Genomic DNA, 16729 nt, shown 5'->3' with positions numbered 1-16729 from the left:
ATATCGGCTATTGCGACGGAAACACTGCAAATGACATTTCAGGGATTCGAACTATTCATCAGTCTGCTTGGGCAGGGACTGTCGGACTGGCTGCAACCGAAGATTGCGCTGATCGACGATTTCGGCGATTACGTATTCTTCCGGTACGTCCTGGATCGCCTGGCACATGACATCCAGGTGTTCGGCGATGGCGTGATCGGCCGGGTGATGGAGCTTGTCCAGCTGGTCGCCTTGACCTTGCTGACGCTCTGGGTGTTCGTGCAGGGTTACCGCGTCCTCACCGGGCAGATGCGCGAGCCGCTGATGCAGATGATGACCAGCACCCTGCGCGCGGTGCTGATCGTCACCGCGGCCATATCGTTCGGCGCCTTCGACGAGCCGATCACCCGCTACGTGACCACCGACATGAAGGATGGGATCTACTGGGTGATCACCGGCGAGGAGGGCTCCCCGGAGGACGAGATCGACAGCAACCTGGGCTGGATGCAGGTCGCGATGTCCAGTCTGGACGTGCTGGAGTCGGCCGGCGATCTGGACGCCGGAAACGAGAAGGAGCGCGCGATCGCGATGATCGGGGTCGGTACCGGCGGGCCCGCGGTGGTGGCCGGTGCGTTGCTGTTGATGTACCAGGTCGCGATGGCGCTGTTCATCGGCCTGGGGCCGATCTTCATCCTGTGTCTGTTGTTCAATGCCACCAAGAGTCTGTTCCAGCGTTGGCTGCTGTACGGAATCGGCACGATGTTCAGCATGGCGGTGCTGGCGGCAATGACCTCGATCGCCCTGAAGATGGTGACCGACGTGGCCGCCGGCATGTGGGCCTCCGACGCGATCAGCACGCTGTTGCTGGGCGGCGAGTCGATGGGCTACAGCAGCCGCGCGATGCAGCAGGGCGGCATGGGCCTGATCCTGACCCTGTTGCTGCTCACCGTCCCCCCGATGGCGGCGAACTTCTTCCAGGGCTCGCTTGGCCAGTTCTCGGCCTACGCCACGATGGGGGCGCATCTGCAGACCGGCCCGCCGCAGATGGGCGCGTACTCCGGCGGTGGCGGCGGTGGTGGTGGCTATGCGCCTCCACCGAGCTATCAGCCGGCATCGCCCGCAGCTGCCACAGCAAGCAATACGGACCGTGGCTCGATGGGAGATTTCCACCGAACCCAAACAGGGCCCTTGGCCGGTCAGTCCAACTCGGGGGATACAATCCGAAGAGACTCACCACCTCGCGATCGGGGGTGAGGCAATGGATGATCGAATTCACACTGTGCTCAGCCAGAGTTGCCTACAACGCAGCGATAAGCGTCGTAACAGAACGCATCGCTGCGGGTGATGAGGGAGAAGAGTATGAAACTGCAGGTATTGCTGGTGTTTGGGCTGCTGGCTATGGGTAATGCCCATGCCCAGATGAACAACAATCGGCATCACCAACAGCAGCAGCGAGTCCAGAGCCAGAACCATGCGGCCGAGCAAAATCGCATGGGCTATATGACGCAACAACAGCAGATGCAGCAGCAACTGCCACCGCCTCCACCGCAGCCGACGGGCTGGTGGGAAACGACGTGGGGAGCTTTGGCACCTTCTCCGGTAGGTGGTGTGCTGGGCGCAGCAATGGGCGCTAGCAGCAAGGAAGAGGCGGAGCGTCTAGCGATAGCGGATTGCGAAGCGAAAGGAGGGGGGGCATGTAGAAGCAAGCCGTTCACCTTTGACAATCAGTGCGCCGCGATGGTTCTGGGGGACAGGGAGTTTACTTTGGCGAATGCGGCGACTGAGGATGAAGCTATCAGTCAGGGTATGAATGATTGCAGGAAGGATAGTGAAGGTTGCGAACTCTATTACTCGGCATGTAGCAAGCCAGTGTTTCATCGCTATTGATGTAGTTTTTTTGATAGTTGCCTGATCTCATGAATCTGCGGGAACTGTTGCTGCTTGGCTTGCTGTTCACGGGTAATGCCCAGGCCCAGATGAACAACAACCGGCATCACCAGCAACAGCAGCGGGTGCAGAGCCAGAACCATGCCGCCGAGCAGAATCGAATGGGGTACATGACACAGCAGCAACAGATGCAACAGCAGCTGCCACCGCCCCCGCCGCAGCCTACGGGCTGGTGGGAGACGACTTGGGGGGCGATTGCGCCTTCGCCGGTCGGGGGTGTTATTGGAGAGGCGCTTGGCGCCAGCAGCAAGGAAGAGGCTGAGCGGACTGCGCTGGCTGATTGCGAGGCGAAGGGCGGCGGAGCTTGCAGAGTGGATATTGCCTATCACAATCAATGTGCCGTGATGGTGGTTGGCGAAAAATTCCTGAATACGGCCCGAGCCGGTTCAGTCGACGAAGCCTCTGATCTCGGTGTTTCGTATTGCGAAGAGAAAGATAGGAATTGCCGCGTTCATTATTCGGCTTGTACTGAGCCGGTATTCCATCGCTATTGATCTTGTTTGCGTTAGGGGTGAGGCGCTGATGCCGTGGGCATGCAAGGGTTGTCGTTGCTTGGGTTGCTGTTTGCGGTTAATGCCCGGGTTCATATAAGTAACGATCGGTATCGTCAGCAACAGTAGTGAACTCTGTAGTAAGGCAGTTTCATAGGTATGCAAAGCCTGCCGCTATTTGCTTTCCCAGTAACAGGTGGCCGCCATACGGATACGGTCGGCGGGTGATGGTGGCGGTAGTAGCTGTAATCCAGGATCGGAATCATGCAGTCGAGCATTGCCCACGGAGTCTGTGATCCGGCAGCAGCAGCGGCTTTCGCCGCTCTCGCCCCGGCCTGTGGGCCGGTGAAGCGACCCAAGGGCGCGGCGCCGTCGTTCGCGAATCCTTCGCGCGGACGCTCCCGCGACCCGGGGTTGCGGGGGCATGGTGACGGCTCCGGGCGAACCGTGTGCGACAGACGTCAGCCCATCCGGTCCCGGGAGACACTGGGGCCGGCGATGTCGAGCGCTGCGTGCATGCTGCCAGCCGCCGTGGGTGGTATCGTCACCAAGTGCGCGTCCGTGGCCATGGATGCGGTCCACGCGCATCCGGGCCCGTCGGGCGGGCCACAGGCTTTTGGTCACAATGAGTGTGTATAGGGAAGCGGGTCTGGGAGTGCATATGTCCGTCCGTGAAACCGCTTTCGATCCGCTCCATCAATGCGAGAGTGTGAAGAGATGAAATCGCGACAAGGCATGTCCAGGCTTCCCCTCACCTTGATGGTGCCCCTTGCATTGGCTGTCGCTCTGACGGCCTGCAGCGCGGAACGTCCGCCGGCTGACGGGGTTGCGGCCCCGCACGAGGCCGTCGGCGATTCCCCCACTGAGCAGGATGTTGCAGGAATGGAAAAAGCAAAGACGCAAGAACATGTTGTCGAACCGCCGACTCCCGACAGTGTCCTGTACCTGATCTATCAGAAGGACGGCGACGGCGCGACGTCCTACGAGATCGCCAACGGCGCGTGGGCCAACTACTGGTATGGCCATCGGTTCGAGCTCGACGGCAAGCACTATTTCACCGGCTTCGCCTACGCCACCCGGGAGATCTTCTCCGACGACGCCGGGCCGGGACTGGAAAGCGAGGTTTCCCTTTCGCACGCCACCTTCGAGCTGACCGACGAGAGCGGCGCCAAGCCGTGGACCTTCGTCGGTGCCGAGCCCTACATCGGCAAGTTCGGCGGCTACGACAAGGGCAACGCGGTCGATGAAGGTCGCGAGGCCCAGGAATTCAAGACATCGGACGGGCGTCTGCTGCTCGCCGTCCCGACCTGGTCGCTGCAGTCGGGCGTCCGCATCGAGTCGTTCGACATGTTCGTGTACAACCCGGCGGAGGAACTGCCGGTCGACGAGCACCACTGGACCTACGTCGGCAACGTGTACACGGGCGAGGACAACAGCGCGGCATGCGACGACGAGGGCGTCACCCTCTCGTGCGTGAAGAGCCTGGGCAAGTTGCAGTTCGTTTCGCGGGACGGCGATCCGATGCCGTCGTTGAAGGTCGAGCTCGAGGGCACCGCGATCGAGGGCCCCGGCAAGGTCAAGGAGCTCAGCACGTCGGACGTGGTCGAGTACGGCTACGACGCCGAGGCAAAGTCCTATCGGAAGCAGGACAAGTGATTACACCGTTTCACCCGGTTGACCGAGAACACAAGGCGCAAGGATTCGCCCGGTTGACGCAATGCGGCAGTGCCGCGCATCAACACTCTCAAGGAGCAGTCAATGGATCGTGATTACACGCGACAGGAAGTCCTGGACATCATCGAGCGCGAAGCCAACGAGCGCGGCATTCCCCGCGACGACTTCCTGCGCTTCGCCTACATCGAGACCGGCGGCCGGTTCGACGAGCACGCCTCGCGCGGCGCCGCCGGCGCCAAGGGGCTCTTCCAGTTCGTCCCGGGCACGGCCGCGCAATACGGCATCGCCGGCCGCGAGTTCGACGCGGTCGCCAACACCGACGCCGCCGCGCAGTTGTACATGGACAACCGCCAGGCGCTGATGAATCGGCACGAGCGCGACGGCCGCCCGTTCCTGTCGGGCAACCCCGAGCCCGACGGTCTGGACATGTACATGGCCCACCAGCAGGGCGCAGGCGGCTACCGTTCGATACAGCAGGCGATCGAGACCGGCGAGTTCAGGCTGCAGGGCACCCGTGCCAACCTGCTCAACAATGTCGCCCGCAGCGACATCGAGGCGATCACCGGGCACAGCTACGACGAGTTCCGGCGGATGTCCGATCGCGACATGGCCAGCACCTTCGTCGAGTACTGGGACACCAAGTTCGACCGCGTGCGGATCCCCGAGATGGGGATCGAGGCGGTCACCCAGACGCCGCCGGCCGAGCGCGCCCCCGAGCCGGAGCCGGCCGCCGCCGGCATCGCCCTGGAAGCGGCGCACGCGATGAGCCTGCGCTACGACCACGTGCAGTACGGGTTCGGCGACAAGAACCCCGACAGCGGCCGGGTCGACTGCTCGGGCTGGGTCGTGGCCATGCAGAACGCGACCATGGACGAGATCAACGGTCAGGCCGGTCGCGAGGTGTTCAGCCGCGAGGACCGCTTCAGCCCCGGCTACGACTCCGCCGCCAGGATCGTCGAGAAGGCCGAGGAGCGTTCCGGCATCCTGCTCCAGGGCGACGAGGTCAATCTCGGCGCGCTGAGGGAAGGCATGGTCATTGGCGAGGACAATGGCGCCAAGGGCTGGGACGCGGGTCGCTTCAACGGCATCGACCACATCGTGATGGTCGTGCGCGATCCGGACACCGGTGAGCTGATGGCCAGCCAGTCGCGTGGCGGCGAAGGCGTGGAGCTGTCGCCGCTGGACGACTACCTGGCCGGCAAGCAGGCGCGCGGCGTCAGGCTGTTCGCCAGCGACCCGCTGCTGGAGGCGCGCGAGCTGCTGCAGGAACACGCGCAGGCGCCGGACCGGACCGCTCCGGAAACCGGCGTGCGTGCGCCGGACCCGGGCGCGCTGCTGCGCGACGGCGACCGCGGCGAGCAGGTCCGCCGGCTCCAGGAGAGCCTGCATGAGCTGGGCTATGCCGGTCGCAATGGCCGTGCGCTCGCCCTGGACGGAGACTTCGGCGCCAATACCGATCACGCCTTGCGCGCGTTCCAGCGCGACAACGGCCTGAGCGTCGACGGCGTCGCCGGTCCCAGGACCATCGAGTCGCTGGAGCGCCAGCTGGAGGCCAGGGCCGCCGAGCGTGCCGAGGTCGCCGCGCCCGCGGCGGATGCCGGTTCGCGCCTGGACCGTCTGATGGCGGGTCAGGTCGACCCCGCCGCGCAGGAGGCCTGGAATCGCGAAGTCGCCGCGTACCGTCAGCCCGAGGAAGCGGCGCGTCAGGAGCAGGACGCGCAGCAGCGGCAGGCGGCCGAGCAGCAGGCCCAGCTGAACCAGGGCCGTTGACCGGAACCCGATGGCAGGCGCCATGAAACCGTCGATGGACCGGACGTCCCCGCTCGCGCAAGCGGCGGGGGCGGAGGCTGCGAACAACGTGTTGTGGAGGGGGCGATGGGCGGCGGCGCTGTCGGTCCTTCTTCTGTCATCCACGGCCGCGTGCAGTGCATCCATGAGCGACGAAGCCAAGCCCAACAACCCGTCGGAGAGCCAGCTGGGCAGCCAGCGGGACAACCCGCCCGTGTACCGGGAGAACCCCAGTCCGCAGCACACCCGTCGCCTGACGATGCGGATCGGCAACGCCCCCGGGGAGTTCGGCTGGGTGCACGGCTCGATGCAGTTCAACGTCGACAACACCGAGTGCCTGCCGCCGCCGAAGGACAATCCGGGCGGACACGCCTCGCCGGTGCCGATGCGGATGATTCCGTTCGAGCTGGTGCGCCAGCCCGACGGCGATTACGAGGCGACGGTGTTCACCGACGGCATGGTCGACGAGGACTACCACGGCCGCGGCGTCTGCCACTGGAAGCTGCTCAACGTGCAGGTGCAGCTGAAGGCGACCGGTGCCGGGAACGAAACCCTGTTCATGGCCGACATGTTCGACGAGGAACTGGCCGCGGGGCGGGAAAAGACCATCTACTACACCAGAAACAGCTATCCGCGGCACCCCGAGACCAAGCTGGAGCAACCCACCAGCTCCGGTCAGCCGGACCGTTCGAAGATGGCTTCGTATCTGAAGGACGGTGATCTGTTCACGATCACCCTCATTCCGCAGGAGGCGGTGACACCATGACGATTCCGAGCCAGCAGTACGCCAACCTGGCCAGTCATACCTACGACAGCGCGGGCGACATGGGCCAGTTGGCCGCACGCCGCGCGGTGGTCGAGATCGAGGGCGTCGATTACAAGATCCTTGAGCACGTCGACAACCCGGACAACGGCTATCAGGGCACGATCTATCAACGCATGGACAGCGGCGAGATCGTCGTCGCCCACCGCGGTACCGAGTTCGATCGCGAACCGCTCAAGGACGGCCTGACCGACGCCGGCATGGTGGTGTCGCGCTACAACGCCCAGATCGACGACGCGATCGGCCTTACCCGCCGGGCCCGTGAGTACGCGAGCGACCCGGAGATGATCGAGCGCTACGGCCAGGCTTCCGAGGTCAGCGTCACCGGCCATTCGCTGGGCGGCACCCTGGCCCAGGTCAGCGCGCACCATTTCGACCTGCGCGGCGAGACCTTCAATGCCTATGGCGCGGCCAGCCTCGACCGCCGTATCCCCGAGGGCGGCGAGCGTGTCCTCAACCACGTGATGGCGACCGACCCGGTCAGCGCGGCCAGCCCGCACTACGGCGAGGTGCGGATCTACGCGCAGGCGGAGGAGATCGGTCGCCTGCATACCAGCGGCTATCACGACAACCGCTTCGTCGACATGTTGGTCAACGACATGCCGGTGGTGGCGGCCGGGCGCTCGTTCGGCGCCCACAGCATGCACCACTTCCTGAACGTCGACGGCGATGGCCGCGCCGACGTGTCGAGCCTGCGCGATCCCGAGGCACGCCGGTTGGCCGGCGAGCACGAGCGGATGATCGGCGACTACCGTGGCGACGTCGAAGGCCTGCGCAGTGGCATCACCACCATCAGCCGCGGTCCCGCTGGCGTCGTGCAGGATGGCATCGACTGGTTGCGCGGCCCGGTTCCGGCGGGCGAGCCGGCCGCGCGCGAGGAGCGCGAGCGCGGTTCCGCCGCCGACGCGCATTCGCGCCTGGACAAACTGCTCTCCGGCGAGGTCGATCCGGCGAGCCGGGAGGCCTGGGATCGCGAAGTGGCCGCGCACCGTGAGCGGATGGAGCCGGCGCGGGAACAGGAAACGATGTTCGCGCAGCAGCAGAACCGTCAGCCGCCGCAGATCGAGATGGAGCGCTGATCGTCATCGATCGGTGGCATCGTTGGCCCATGGAGGGGGTGGTCCACAGGATGTGAGGGGAGGGGACTTGCGACGCGTTGACAGGGCGACGCGCAGTTCGAAACGTTGGGGGGAGCTGCTTGTGATGCAGTCCAACAAAGCGGTCCAACAAACAATCCTGTCGCTCGTGACTGGGTCCGATCCGGGGATCGGATCCAGCCTGTCATCATCGTTGTCGCGAGGCGTCGCACACTGATCATCGCCGCGATGACGTCAAACCGCGTAACAAAGGAGTGTCTGATCATGAGGAAGAAACTGTTGGTTGCCGCAATCGCGCTTGCCGGGAGCCTGGGGTCGATAGGCGCGGCCAGCGCGCAGGACGTCCTGGGTGGCGATCAGGGGGCCGCCTGCGAGGCCATCCTGTGCCTGTCCTCGGGCTCGCGCCCCAGCGAGTGTTCGCCGTCGCTTTCGCGCTACTTCGGCATCAAGAAGAAGAAGCTGTCGGATACCTTGAAGGCGCGCCTGAACTTCCTGCAGCTGTGCCCGGTGTCGAACCAGACCCCGCAGATGGGAGATCTGGTGCGTGCGATCTCGCGCGGCGCCGGACGCTGCGACGCCCGGTCGCTGAACGTGACCCTGCGCGACTGGTACGGCGACCGTGAGGACCGGCAGTTCTACATCCGCAACCAGATTCCCGAGTACTGCAACCGTTACACCCGGCACGAGTACACCGACCTGGACGACACCACGGCCCGCTATGTCGGCGTTCCCGAGCGGGGCGGTCACTGGGTCGAGCCGCAGGAGTACGACACCGCTCTGGCCGCGTACAACGAGCGCATCCGTCGCGAGGACGAGGCGCGTGAGCGCGAGCGCAGGGGCGGCATGTTCAACCTGGGCAGCTCCAAGTAACCGTCCGCCATTGCGGTTCCATCGGTCCCGGGTCAGCGTCGCTGGCCCGGGATCGTCGTTTCTGGAGATCGCAATCGCAGATCGTCGCGACCCTTGCGCCGCTGCGGCCGCGACCGCTTTCGAGCCGGGACCGGAGCCCGGCCGGCGGCTCCGGGAGGGCGCCGCCGGCCGAGGCTTCAGTCCCGTCCTTCCTTCAGCACCCGATTGAACAGCTCGTGGATACGGCGGTATTCGTCGTACCAGCTGTCGGGATGGACGAAGCCGTGGCGCTCCAGCGGGTAGCTGGCCAGCTCCCACTTGTCCTTGCGCAGCTCGATCAGGCGCTGCGCCAGCATCACCGAGTCCTTGTAGAACACGTTGTCGTCGATCATGCCGTGGGCGATCAGCAGGTTGTCCTGCAGCGCATCGGCGTACTCGATCGGCGATGACTTCAGGTAGGCCTCGGGGTCGAGCTCGGGCGTGTTGAGGATGTTGGAGGTGTACTCGTGGTTGTACTGCGACCAGTCGGTGACCGGTCGCAGAGCGGCGCCGGCCTTGAACGCGCCCGGTTCGCGGAACAGCGCCATGAAGGTCATGAAGCCGCCGTAGCTGCCGCCGTAGATGCCGGCGCGATCGCGGTCGCCCTGCTTCTGGGCGACCAGCCATTCCAGGCCGTCCAGATAGTCCTCAAGTTCCGGATGGCCCATCTGCCGGTAGATCGCGGTGCGCCAGTCGCGGCCGTAACCGGCGCTGGCGCGGTAGTCGAGATCGAGCACGATGTAGCCTTCGCGCACCAGCAGGTTGTGGAACATCTGCTCGCGGAAATAGGCCGGATAGCGGTCGTGCACGTTCTGTAGGTAGCCGGCGCCGTGCACGAACATCACGATCGGATACCTGCGACCCGGCTCGTAGGTCTGCGGGCCGTAGAACTTGCCCCAGATCCGGCCGGCGCCATGGCGGCTGGGCACCTGCACGTACTCGGGTTCGATCCAGTCGCGGCCCTTGAACGCCTCGCTGCGGGTATCGGTCAGCTGCACCGCGTCGCCGCCGTCGCTGCCGACCACCGAGAGCTGCGGCGGCAGGTAGCTGTCGGAGTGGCGGACCAGCAGGCGGCGACCGTCCGGCGACAGCACGAAGTTCTCCACGCCATCCAGCGCGGTGACCTCACGCACGCCGCCGCCATCGCGATCGACCGCGCAGACCTCGTAGTCGCCCGGCCAGTCGCGATTGCAGGTGAAGTAGAAGGTACGGCCGTCGGCGGACGGCTGCGGCTGCGACACTTCCCAATCGCCGGACGTCAGCGCGCGCGGCTTGCCGCCGTCCTCGCTGATATAGAGATGGGAGTGGCCGCTCTGCTCTGACAGCAGCCACAGCGCGCCGTCCGGAGTCCAGCCGAAGTCGTTGTAGCGCCAGTTGATCCAGGCCGGATCGGTCAGGCGATGACGGGTCTGCAGCCGGGCCCTGTCGACCTGGCCCGCGGCCGGCGCCACGGTCGCGATCCAGCGGTCCTTGTTGTCGACCGCGCGCAGCAGCACCGCGGCGTGGCGGCCGTCGTCGCTCCAGTGGATCGCGGGACCGGTGCCGTCGCCGTCGGTCTCGACCCGCACCGCGCGTTCGCCCTTGAGCGGCTCCTGGCCGGCGGCCTTGCGCAGCGCCGCCAGCGGGTCGTCGCCGATGCCGGGCAGGGCCGCGAACTTCAGCTCGCCGGCCTGGCCGGTCGCGGTTTCGATCAGCCACAGCCGGTGCGGCGCCGGCGCCTTGCGGCCGACCCGGGTGCGGACTTCCTCGAACTCCTCGTAACCGGACTCGGTCACGTACTTGGGCATCTTGCCGCCCTGGCCGGCATCGCCGTTCTTGGGCGTGGTCACCACCAGCAGCCAGCGCCCGTCGGGCGAGAGCGCGCTGTCCTCGATGACGACATCCTTGCCCAGGTAGGCCGCCTTCGGCGCGCGGGTCGGGTCGGCGGCGCGCCAGGCGTCCTCCTGCTCGCGCACCGCGTCGCGCTGGGCGCGCTCATCGCGCAGGGTCTCGATCAGGCGCAACTGACGGTCGCGCAGGTCGTCGGGCCCGGGCGCCTGGCCGGGACCGTCCTCGGCCTTGACCAGGGCCGCCTGGCTGACGCCCTGGCCGGCGCGCCACTGGAACCAGTCGTTGCCGGCGCGGAACGCCAAGTTACCGTCGCGGCTCCATTGCGGGCGCGATTCGGCGGCGTCGCTGCGGGTCACCTGGGTCAGCGCGCCGCTGCGCAGGTCGCGGACGAAGATGTCGCCATTGCGCGCGAACGCGGCCCGTGTACGTTGCGCGTCCACAACCGCGCCTGGGGCGTCCAGATCGGCGCGGTCGGCGCCGTCGATGCGCCGTGGGTCGCCGCCGCTCGCGGCGACCTGCCAGGTATCGCGCACGGGCGAACCCTCGCGCTTGAGCCGGTACTGCACGCTGTTGCCGTCCCAGGCCCACCAGGCGGCCTCGACCGGCGGTCCGATCCAGTCCGGGTCGGCCATCGCCTGGGCCAGGGTCAGCGGCTGCGACGGCGTCAGGGTCGGGGTGTCGTCGCCGGCCAGGGCGGGCGGTGCGACCAGGGCCGCGGCGAGCACCGTGGCGAGCGGAAGGCGGGACAGTGAAAGGCGCATCGTATCGACGTTCCGGCAGGAAAACCGTCGCAGCGTAGCAGGCGACACCTGTGCCGGATCGGGCCATCGGTCATGGCCGACTTTCGCCGCGCGCGCGGCAAGAGGATAATGACCAGCCGCGGCACCTCCTCCGCGTGCCGTGGAGGCACGTCCAGTGGACCCATTGCTGCTGTCCCGGATCCAGTTCGGGTTCGTCGTTTCGTTCCATATCCTGTTTCCCGCCTTCACGATCGGACTGGCCAGCTGGCTGGCCTTCGTCGAGAGTCGCTGGCTGCGCACCCGGGACACGGTCTGGCGCGACCTCTACTTCTTCTGGACCAAGATCTTCGCCGTCTCGTTCGGCATGGGCGTGGTGTCGGGCATCGTGATGAGCTTCCAGTTCGGCACCAACTGGGCGGTGCTCAGCGAGCAGGCCGGCAACATCCTCGGTCCGCTGCTGAGCTACGAGGTGCTGACCGCGTTCTTCCTGGAGGCGACCTTCCTCGGGGTGATGCTGTTCGGCTGGGGCCGGGTGTCGGAGAAGCTGCACTTCCTGTCGACCTGCATGGTCGCGCTGGGCACGCTGATCTCGACGTTCTGGATCATCTCCGCCAACAGCTGGATGCAGACGCCGCAGGGCCATGAACTGATCGACGGCGTGTTCCACCCGGCCGACTGGACCGCGATCATCTTCAATCCGTCGTTCCCGTACCGGCTCGCGCACATGGTGCTGGCGGCGTTCATCACCACCTGCTTCGTGATCGGCGGCGTCAGCGCCGGCTACCTGTACCGGGGCACGCATCGCGAGGCGGCGACACGGATGCTGCGGATGTCGGTGCTGTTCGCGGCGATCACCGTGCCGGTGCAGATCTTCGTTGGCGATCTGCACGGACTCAATGCGCGCGAGCACCAGCCGATCAAGGTCGCGGCGATGGAGGCGCACTGGGAGCACAAGCCCGAGGGCGAGGGCGTGCCGCTGGTGCTGTTCGCGGTGCCGAACGAGGCGGCCGAGCGCAACGATTACGAGGTCGCGATCCCGCGCCTGGGCAGCCTGATCCTGACCCATAGCCTGGACGGCGAGATCGAGCCGCTGACCGCGGTGCCGGCCAGCGAACGGCCGCCGGTGAAGCCGGTGTTCTACAGCTTCCGGGTGATGGTCGGCCTCGGCGTGGCGATGCTGCTGCTGGTGCTGGCGTCGCTGTGGGCATGGTGGCGCAAGCGTCTGTACGACACGCGCTGGGTGCTGGCCGGATGGCGGGCGATGACCCTGTCGGGCTTCGTCGCGATCCTGGCCGGCTGGTACGTGGTCGAGATCGGCCGCCAGCCCTACGTGATCTATGGCCTGCTGCGCACCGCGGACGCGGTGAGTCCGATCGAGGGCGCCAGCGTGATGGCCTCGCTGCTGATCTATGCGGCGGCCTACGCGATCGTGTTCGGCGCCGGCATCTGGTACCTGTACAAGCTGATCCGCAAGGGACCGGTGCCGCAGTCGCCGCCTTCCCCGGGCGCGGTCGACAAGACCCCGATGCGACCGTTGTCGGTGCCCGATGAATCGATCGAGGACACCGCCGCGAAGGAGGGTGCGTGATGGACATGCAGACCGTGCTGCCGGTGGTGTGGTTCGGCGTGATCGGCTTCGGCGTGCTGATGTACGTGCTGCTGGACGGCTTCGTGCTCGGGTTGGGCATCCTGGCGCCGTTCGCCGAGGACGAAGGGCAGCTCGACCACATGATGAACACCGCCGCGCCGATCTGGGACGGCAACGAGACCTGGCTGGTGCTCGGCGGCGCCGGCCTGCTGGCGGCCTTCCCCAAGGTCTACGCGGTGGTGCTGTCGGCGCTGTATCTGCCGGTGCTGCTGATGTTGATCGCGTTGGTGTTCCGCGGCGTCGCCTTCGAGTTCCGCTTCAAGGCGCAGCGCGCCAAGCGCGCCTGGGGCGCGGCGTTCTCGCTCGGCTCGCTGCTGGCGGCGTTCGCCCAGGGCGTGATCCTCGGCGCGCTGGTCGAGGGCATGCCGCTGCAGGAGGGCAAGTACGTCGGCGGCGCGTTCGACTGGTTCAGCCCGTTCTCGATGCTGACCGGCGCGGCGGTGGTGTTCGGTTACGCGCTGCTGGGCGCGTGCTGGCTGATCCTCAAGACCGAGGGCGCCCTGCAGAAGGTCGCGCGCACCCTGGCCCGGCCGCTGGTGCTGGTCGTGGTCGTGTTCATGGGCCTGGTCAGCGCCTGGCTGCCGTTCCTCGACTCGCGGGTGATGGCGCGCTGGTTCGAAGGCGGCAACTTCCTGTGGCTGTCGCCGGTGCCGGTGCTGGTGCTGGCCACCGCCTGGGCGATGTGGCGGGCGGTGGTGCGCGAGGGCCGCGACGGGATGCCGTTCCTGTTGACCCTGGGCTTCTTCGTGCTGGGTTTCGCCGGCCTGGTGCTGGGCATGTGGCCGTACATCGTGCCGCCGTCGCTGACGATCTGGGACGCCGCCTCGCCGCCGGCCTCGCAGGGCTTCGTGCTGGCCGGCCTGGTCGTGCTGCTGCCGGCGATCCTCGGCTACACCTGGTGGTCGTACAGCGTGTTCAGGGGCAAGATCGCCGCCGACGCGGGGTATCACTGAGCCGAGCGCCGGTTGTCGGTAGGAGCGGCGTCGGCCGCGGGCTTGCCTGAACCGCGACCCGGCCTCGGCCATGCCGGCTGCGACAACCGTCGCGCAACCGAGTTCAAGCCGGCCGTGCCGGCGGGTATGCTGTGCGCATCATCACGTCGCAGCCGTTATCCGGACCGGTCTCCCGGCCCGCCGTCGCCCACGATGCAAGCCTACGTCTACAAGAGCCTCCGCAAGGCCGACACCTATGTGTATCTGGCCGCGCGCGACGATTTTGCCCGCCTGCCCGAGCCGCTGCGCACCCAGCTCGGTTCGCTGGCGTTCGTGCTCGAGCTTGGGCTGGGACCCGGGCGCAAGCTGGCCCAGGAGGATCCGGCCGTGGTCCGCGAGAACCTGACCACGCGCGGCTTCCACCTGCAATTCCCGCCGACCGTGGCGGACCCGATGACCGAGGACTGGGGCACCGATGCCTGAGCAGGCTCGTCCGGAACGACCCGGCAAGGCCGCGCAGACGGCCGGTTCGACGCGCCCGGACCATGGGTTGCTGCTTGCCGTCGCGGCGGGCGCGCTGCTGGCCGTTCTGAGCGGCTTTGGCGGCGTCGTGGCCGCGTTGACAGGCGTCCTGGCGCAGCCGGCCTATGCGCTGGCCGTGCGCCGCTGGCGTGGCGGCGCCGTGCGCAAGACCCCGGACTGGCGCGGCGACGGACTGCCGCTGCTGATGGCCTGGGGCGGAACCGGCATCGTCCTGGCCTTGCTGCTGGCCTGGCCGCTGTCGGCGCTGATCGCCGAGGGCACGCTGTCGGCGGCGCTGGCGGTCAGCGCCATGGTCGGCCTGGCCCTGATCGCGCTGTGGCGCATCTGGCCGGCATGGCAGCGGATCGAGCGCGACGGCGGTTCATTGGCCGCCGCCTGGCGCGCGCTGGCCGAGGTCGAGCCCGGTGCCTGGCGCGGACTGGCGGCCGCGGTCGCGGTGCTGGTGCCGCTGCTGCTGGTCGTGTTGCTGGCCTGGCCGGGGCTTCCGGCAGGCGCCTGGCGCTGGGCGGTTGCCGTGGTCCTGGCGCTGGGTTCGCCGGCCCTGCATCTGCTGCTGCAACGGCTGCGCGACGCCGACCCGGTGGTGATGGTCGGCGGGCTGCCGGTGCACGGCATGGCCGGCGCCGAAGCCGAGCAAGCGCCCCCGGAGCCGGTCGAGCAGGCGCCTTCGACGGAGGCCCTGGTTCCGGCCCTGTACGCCGCGGCCCGCAGTGGCCGGGTCGAGCGCGCGCTGGAGCTGATCGAGGCCGGCGCCGATCCGCACGCGCCGCCACCGGCGGGCGAGCGCGATCGCCGCAACCTGGCGGCACTGGCCTCGGTGCTGCCCGATCTGCGCCTGCTGCGCCAGCTGATCGCGGCGGGGGTCGACCTCAATGCCGCCCATGGCGGCATGACGCCGCTGATCGCCGCGACCCGCGACAGCTGGCACGGCCGTCCGGATGCGGTGATGACCCTGCTTGCCAACGGCGCCGATCCGCGCGCCCGCGACGGCGATGGCAACACCCCACTGCACCATGCCGCACGCAGTTCCGACCCGGGCGTCGCGGCGCTGCTGCGCGACGCCGCCGCCGATGTCGACGCGCTCAACGACGAGGGCCAGTCGCCACTGGGCGTGGCCTGCGCCTGCGGCAACTGGCGGCTGGCGCGCTTCCTGCTCGAGCGTGGCGCCCGCCCGCATCCGGCCGACGGCCGGCCCGCCCTGTTGGCCGCCGCCAGCGGCGAGGACGACGATCCGGTCGGCGTGCAACTGCTGCTCAAGCAGAAGGCGCGGGTCGACGCGACCGACGCGCGCGAACGCACCGCGCTGCACGAGGCGGTGCTGGCCGGCCACGAGGACATCATCACGGTGCTGCTCGCCGCCGGCGCCGACCCCGCCGCGGTCGACAGCCAGGGCCACAACGCGGTGCTGGAGGCGGCGCGTGCCGGCCGCCTGGCGGTGCTGGAACAACTGCTCCAGCACCTGCCGCGCGACGGCGCCGACGAGGCCGTCGCCCTGGATGCCAGTGGCCGCAACGCATTGCAGCTGGCCTGCATGGCCGATGCGACCACGCCGGCGCTGATCGAACGGCTGGTCGAACTCGGCGTCTCGCCGGAGCATCGCGACAGCGAGGGCAAGCGCGCGGTCGACCGCGCCGCCGAGGCCGGTCGCTGGGCGCTGGTGGCGGCGCTGGATGCCGCTTACGCGATGCCGGCGTGCATCAGCGACGAAGTCGACGGCGAGAGCGAGACGCCGCTGCCCGACCGTCCGCCAGCGGCGCTGTTGCGCGACGCCCTGGCCGAGGGGCGCGAGCACGGCGCCGTACCGGTCGCGCGGTTGATGTCGGCGATCGAGCTCGGACGCATGCTACATATCGAGCCGCTGCCCGGCGCCGCGCAGGTCGAATGGCTGCTGCGCCACGGCGCCGACGCCGGGGTTCTCAATCCGTCCGGCGACATCGCGATGTTCGAATGGTTCGACCATGGCCCGGACGCCTGGCCCCAGCTCGAAATCCTGCTGCGCTACGGTCACACGCCCGCCGGTGTCGGTGGCCTGGCCCGCTTCATGGCGGCCTGCGTGGCCGACAAGGGCGGTGCCCGTCATGGCGAACCGATCGCGCTGGCCCTGGTCGAGCGCGGCGCCGATCCGTTCGCGACTTCTCACACCGGCGACCCGCCGCTGACCCAGGCCGTGCGGATGGGCTGGACGCGCCTGCTCGAGCGCCTGCTCGCCTGCGGCGTCGACCTCAACGTTCGCGACAGCCACGGCATGAGCGCGCTGCACCTGGCGGCGGCGCTGGGCCGCGACGACATGCTGCGCCGGCTGGTCGCCCATGGCGCGGCTCCGGACCTGCTCGCCGCCGACGGCCAGAC

General features: G+C 67.7%; 13 protein-coding genes. 12 read left to right on the top strand and 1 reads right to left on the bottom strand.

The window, feature by feature from the left end:
- Window positions 1-30 precede the first annotated feature (30 nt).
- From FKV24_RS14000 to FKV24_RS13965, 8 genes are all read left to right on the top strand, one after another.
- Window positions 31-1233, top strand: a complete 1203-nt coding sequence (locus tag FKV24_RS14000; protein WP_141482814.1) for a TrbL/VirB6 family protein — start codon at window positions 31-33, stop codon at window positions 1231-1233.
- A 105-nt stretch (window positions 1234-1338) separates the two neighbouring features.
- A complete protein-coding gene (locus FKV24_RS13995) occupies window positions 1339-1866 on the top strand; it encodes a DUF4189 domain-containing protein (protein WP_170288320.1) in 528 nt (175 codons plus the stop codon).
- A gap of 29 nt (window positions 1867-1895) precedes the next feature.
- Window positions 1896-2420, top strand: a complete 525-nt coding sequence (locus FKV24_RS13990; RefSeq protein ID WP_141482812.1) for a DUF4189 domain-containing protein — start codon at window positions 1896-1898, stop codon at window positions 2418-2420.
- Between the two features lie 879 nt (window positions 2421-3299).
- Window positions 3300-4073, top strand: coding sequence for a hypothetical protein (locus FKV24_RS13985; RefSeq protein ID WP_141482811.1), 774 nt, complete (start codon window positions 3300-3302; stop codon window positions 4071-4073).
- Between the two features lie 102 nt (window positions 4074-4175).
- Complete coding sequence (locus FKV24_RS13980) at window positions 4176-5861, top strand: peptidoglycan-binding protein (RefSeq protein ID WP_141482810.1); 1686 nt, start codon at window positions 4176-4178, stop codon at window positions 5859-5861.
- Window positions 5862-6024: 163 nt separating this feature from the next.
- The gene (locus FKV24_RS13975; RefSeq protein ID WP_141482809.1) at window positions 6025-6645 is read left to right on the top strand and encodes a hypothetical protein; all 621 of its coding nucleotides are present in this window, start codon (window positions 6025-6027) and stop codon (window positions 6643-6645) included.
- Window positions 6642-7781, top strand: a complete 1140-nt coding sequence (locus tag FKV24_RS13970) for a Tle-like phospholipase domain-containing protein (RefSeq protein ID WP_141482808.1) — start codon at window positions 6642-6644, stop codon at window positions 7779-7781. Before FKV24_RS13975 ends, FKV24_RS13970 begins: the two co-directional genes overlap by 4 nt.
- Before the next feature lie 282 nt (window positions 7782-8063).
- Window positions 8064-8669, top strand: coding sequence for a TrbM/KikA/MpfK family conjugal transfer protein (locus tag FKV24_RS13965; protein ID WP_141482807.1), 606 nt, complete (start codon window positions 8064-8066; stop codon window positions 8667-8669).
- Window positions 8670-8845: 176 nt separating this feature from the next.
- Here the strand turns inward: FKV24_RS13965 and FKV24_RS13960 are convergent, their stop codons facing one another.
- Window positions 8846-11278, bottom strand: a complete 2433-nt coding sequence (locus FKV24_RS13960) for a S9 family peptidase (protein WP_141482806.1) — start codon at window positions 11276-11278, stop codon at window positions 8846-8848.
- A 154-nt stretch (window positions 11279-11432) separates the two neighbouring features.
- Here FKV24_RS13960 and FKV24_RS13955 point away from each other — a divergent pair, with 154 nt between their 5' ends.
- From FKV24_RS13955 to FKV24_RS13940, 4 genes are all read left to right on the top strand, one after another.
- Window positions 11433-12845 carry a cytochrome ubiquinol oxidase subunit I gene (locus FKV24_RS13955; protein WP_141482805.1) on the top strand — a complete coding sequence of 471 codons (1413 nt, stop codon included), beginning with the start codon at window positions 11433-11435 and terminating at the stop codon, window positions 12843-12845.
- Window positions 12845-13858, top strand: a complete 1014-nt coding sequence (cydB, locus tag FKV24_RS13950; protein WP_111265238.1) for a cytochrome d ubiquinol oxidase subunit II — start codon at window positions 12845-12847, stop codon at window positions 13856-13858. The genes FKV24_RS13955 and cydB overlap by 1 nt, the downstream gene beginning before the upstream one ends.
- A gap of 192 nt (window positions 13859-14050) precedes the next feature.
- Window positions 14051-14320: a YcgL domain-containing protein gene (locus FKV24_RS13945; protein ID WP_111265239.1), complete on the top strand. Its 270-nt coding sequence runs from the start codon at window positions 14051-14053 to the stop codon at window positions 14318-14320.
- A partial coding sequence (locus FKV24_RS13940; RefSeq protein ID WP_141482804.1) for an ankyrin repeat domain-containing protein occupies window positions 14313-16729 on the top strand: 2417 nt, incomplete at its 3' end. The genes FKV24_RS13945 and FKV24_RS13940, both read left to right, overlap by 8 nt.

Origin of the sequence: Marilutibacter maris, assembly GCF_006546735.2 — a bacterium.
GTDB lineage: Bacteria > Pseudomonadota > Gammaproteobacteria > Xanthomonadales > Xanthomonadaceae > Marilutibacter > Marilutibacter maris.
The sequence above is the reverse complement of the archived record's forward strand: the minus strand, read 5'-3'. Positions and strand labels throughout refer to the sequence as shown.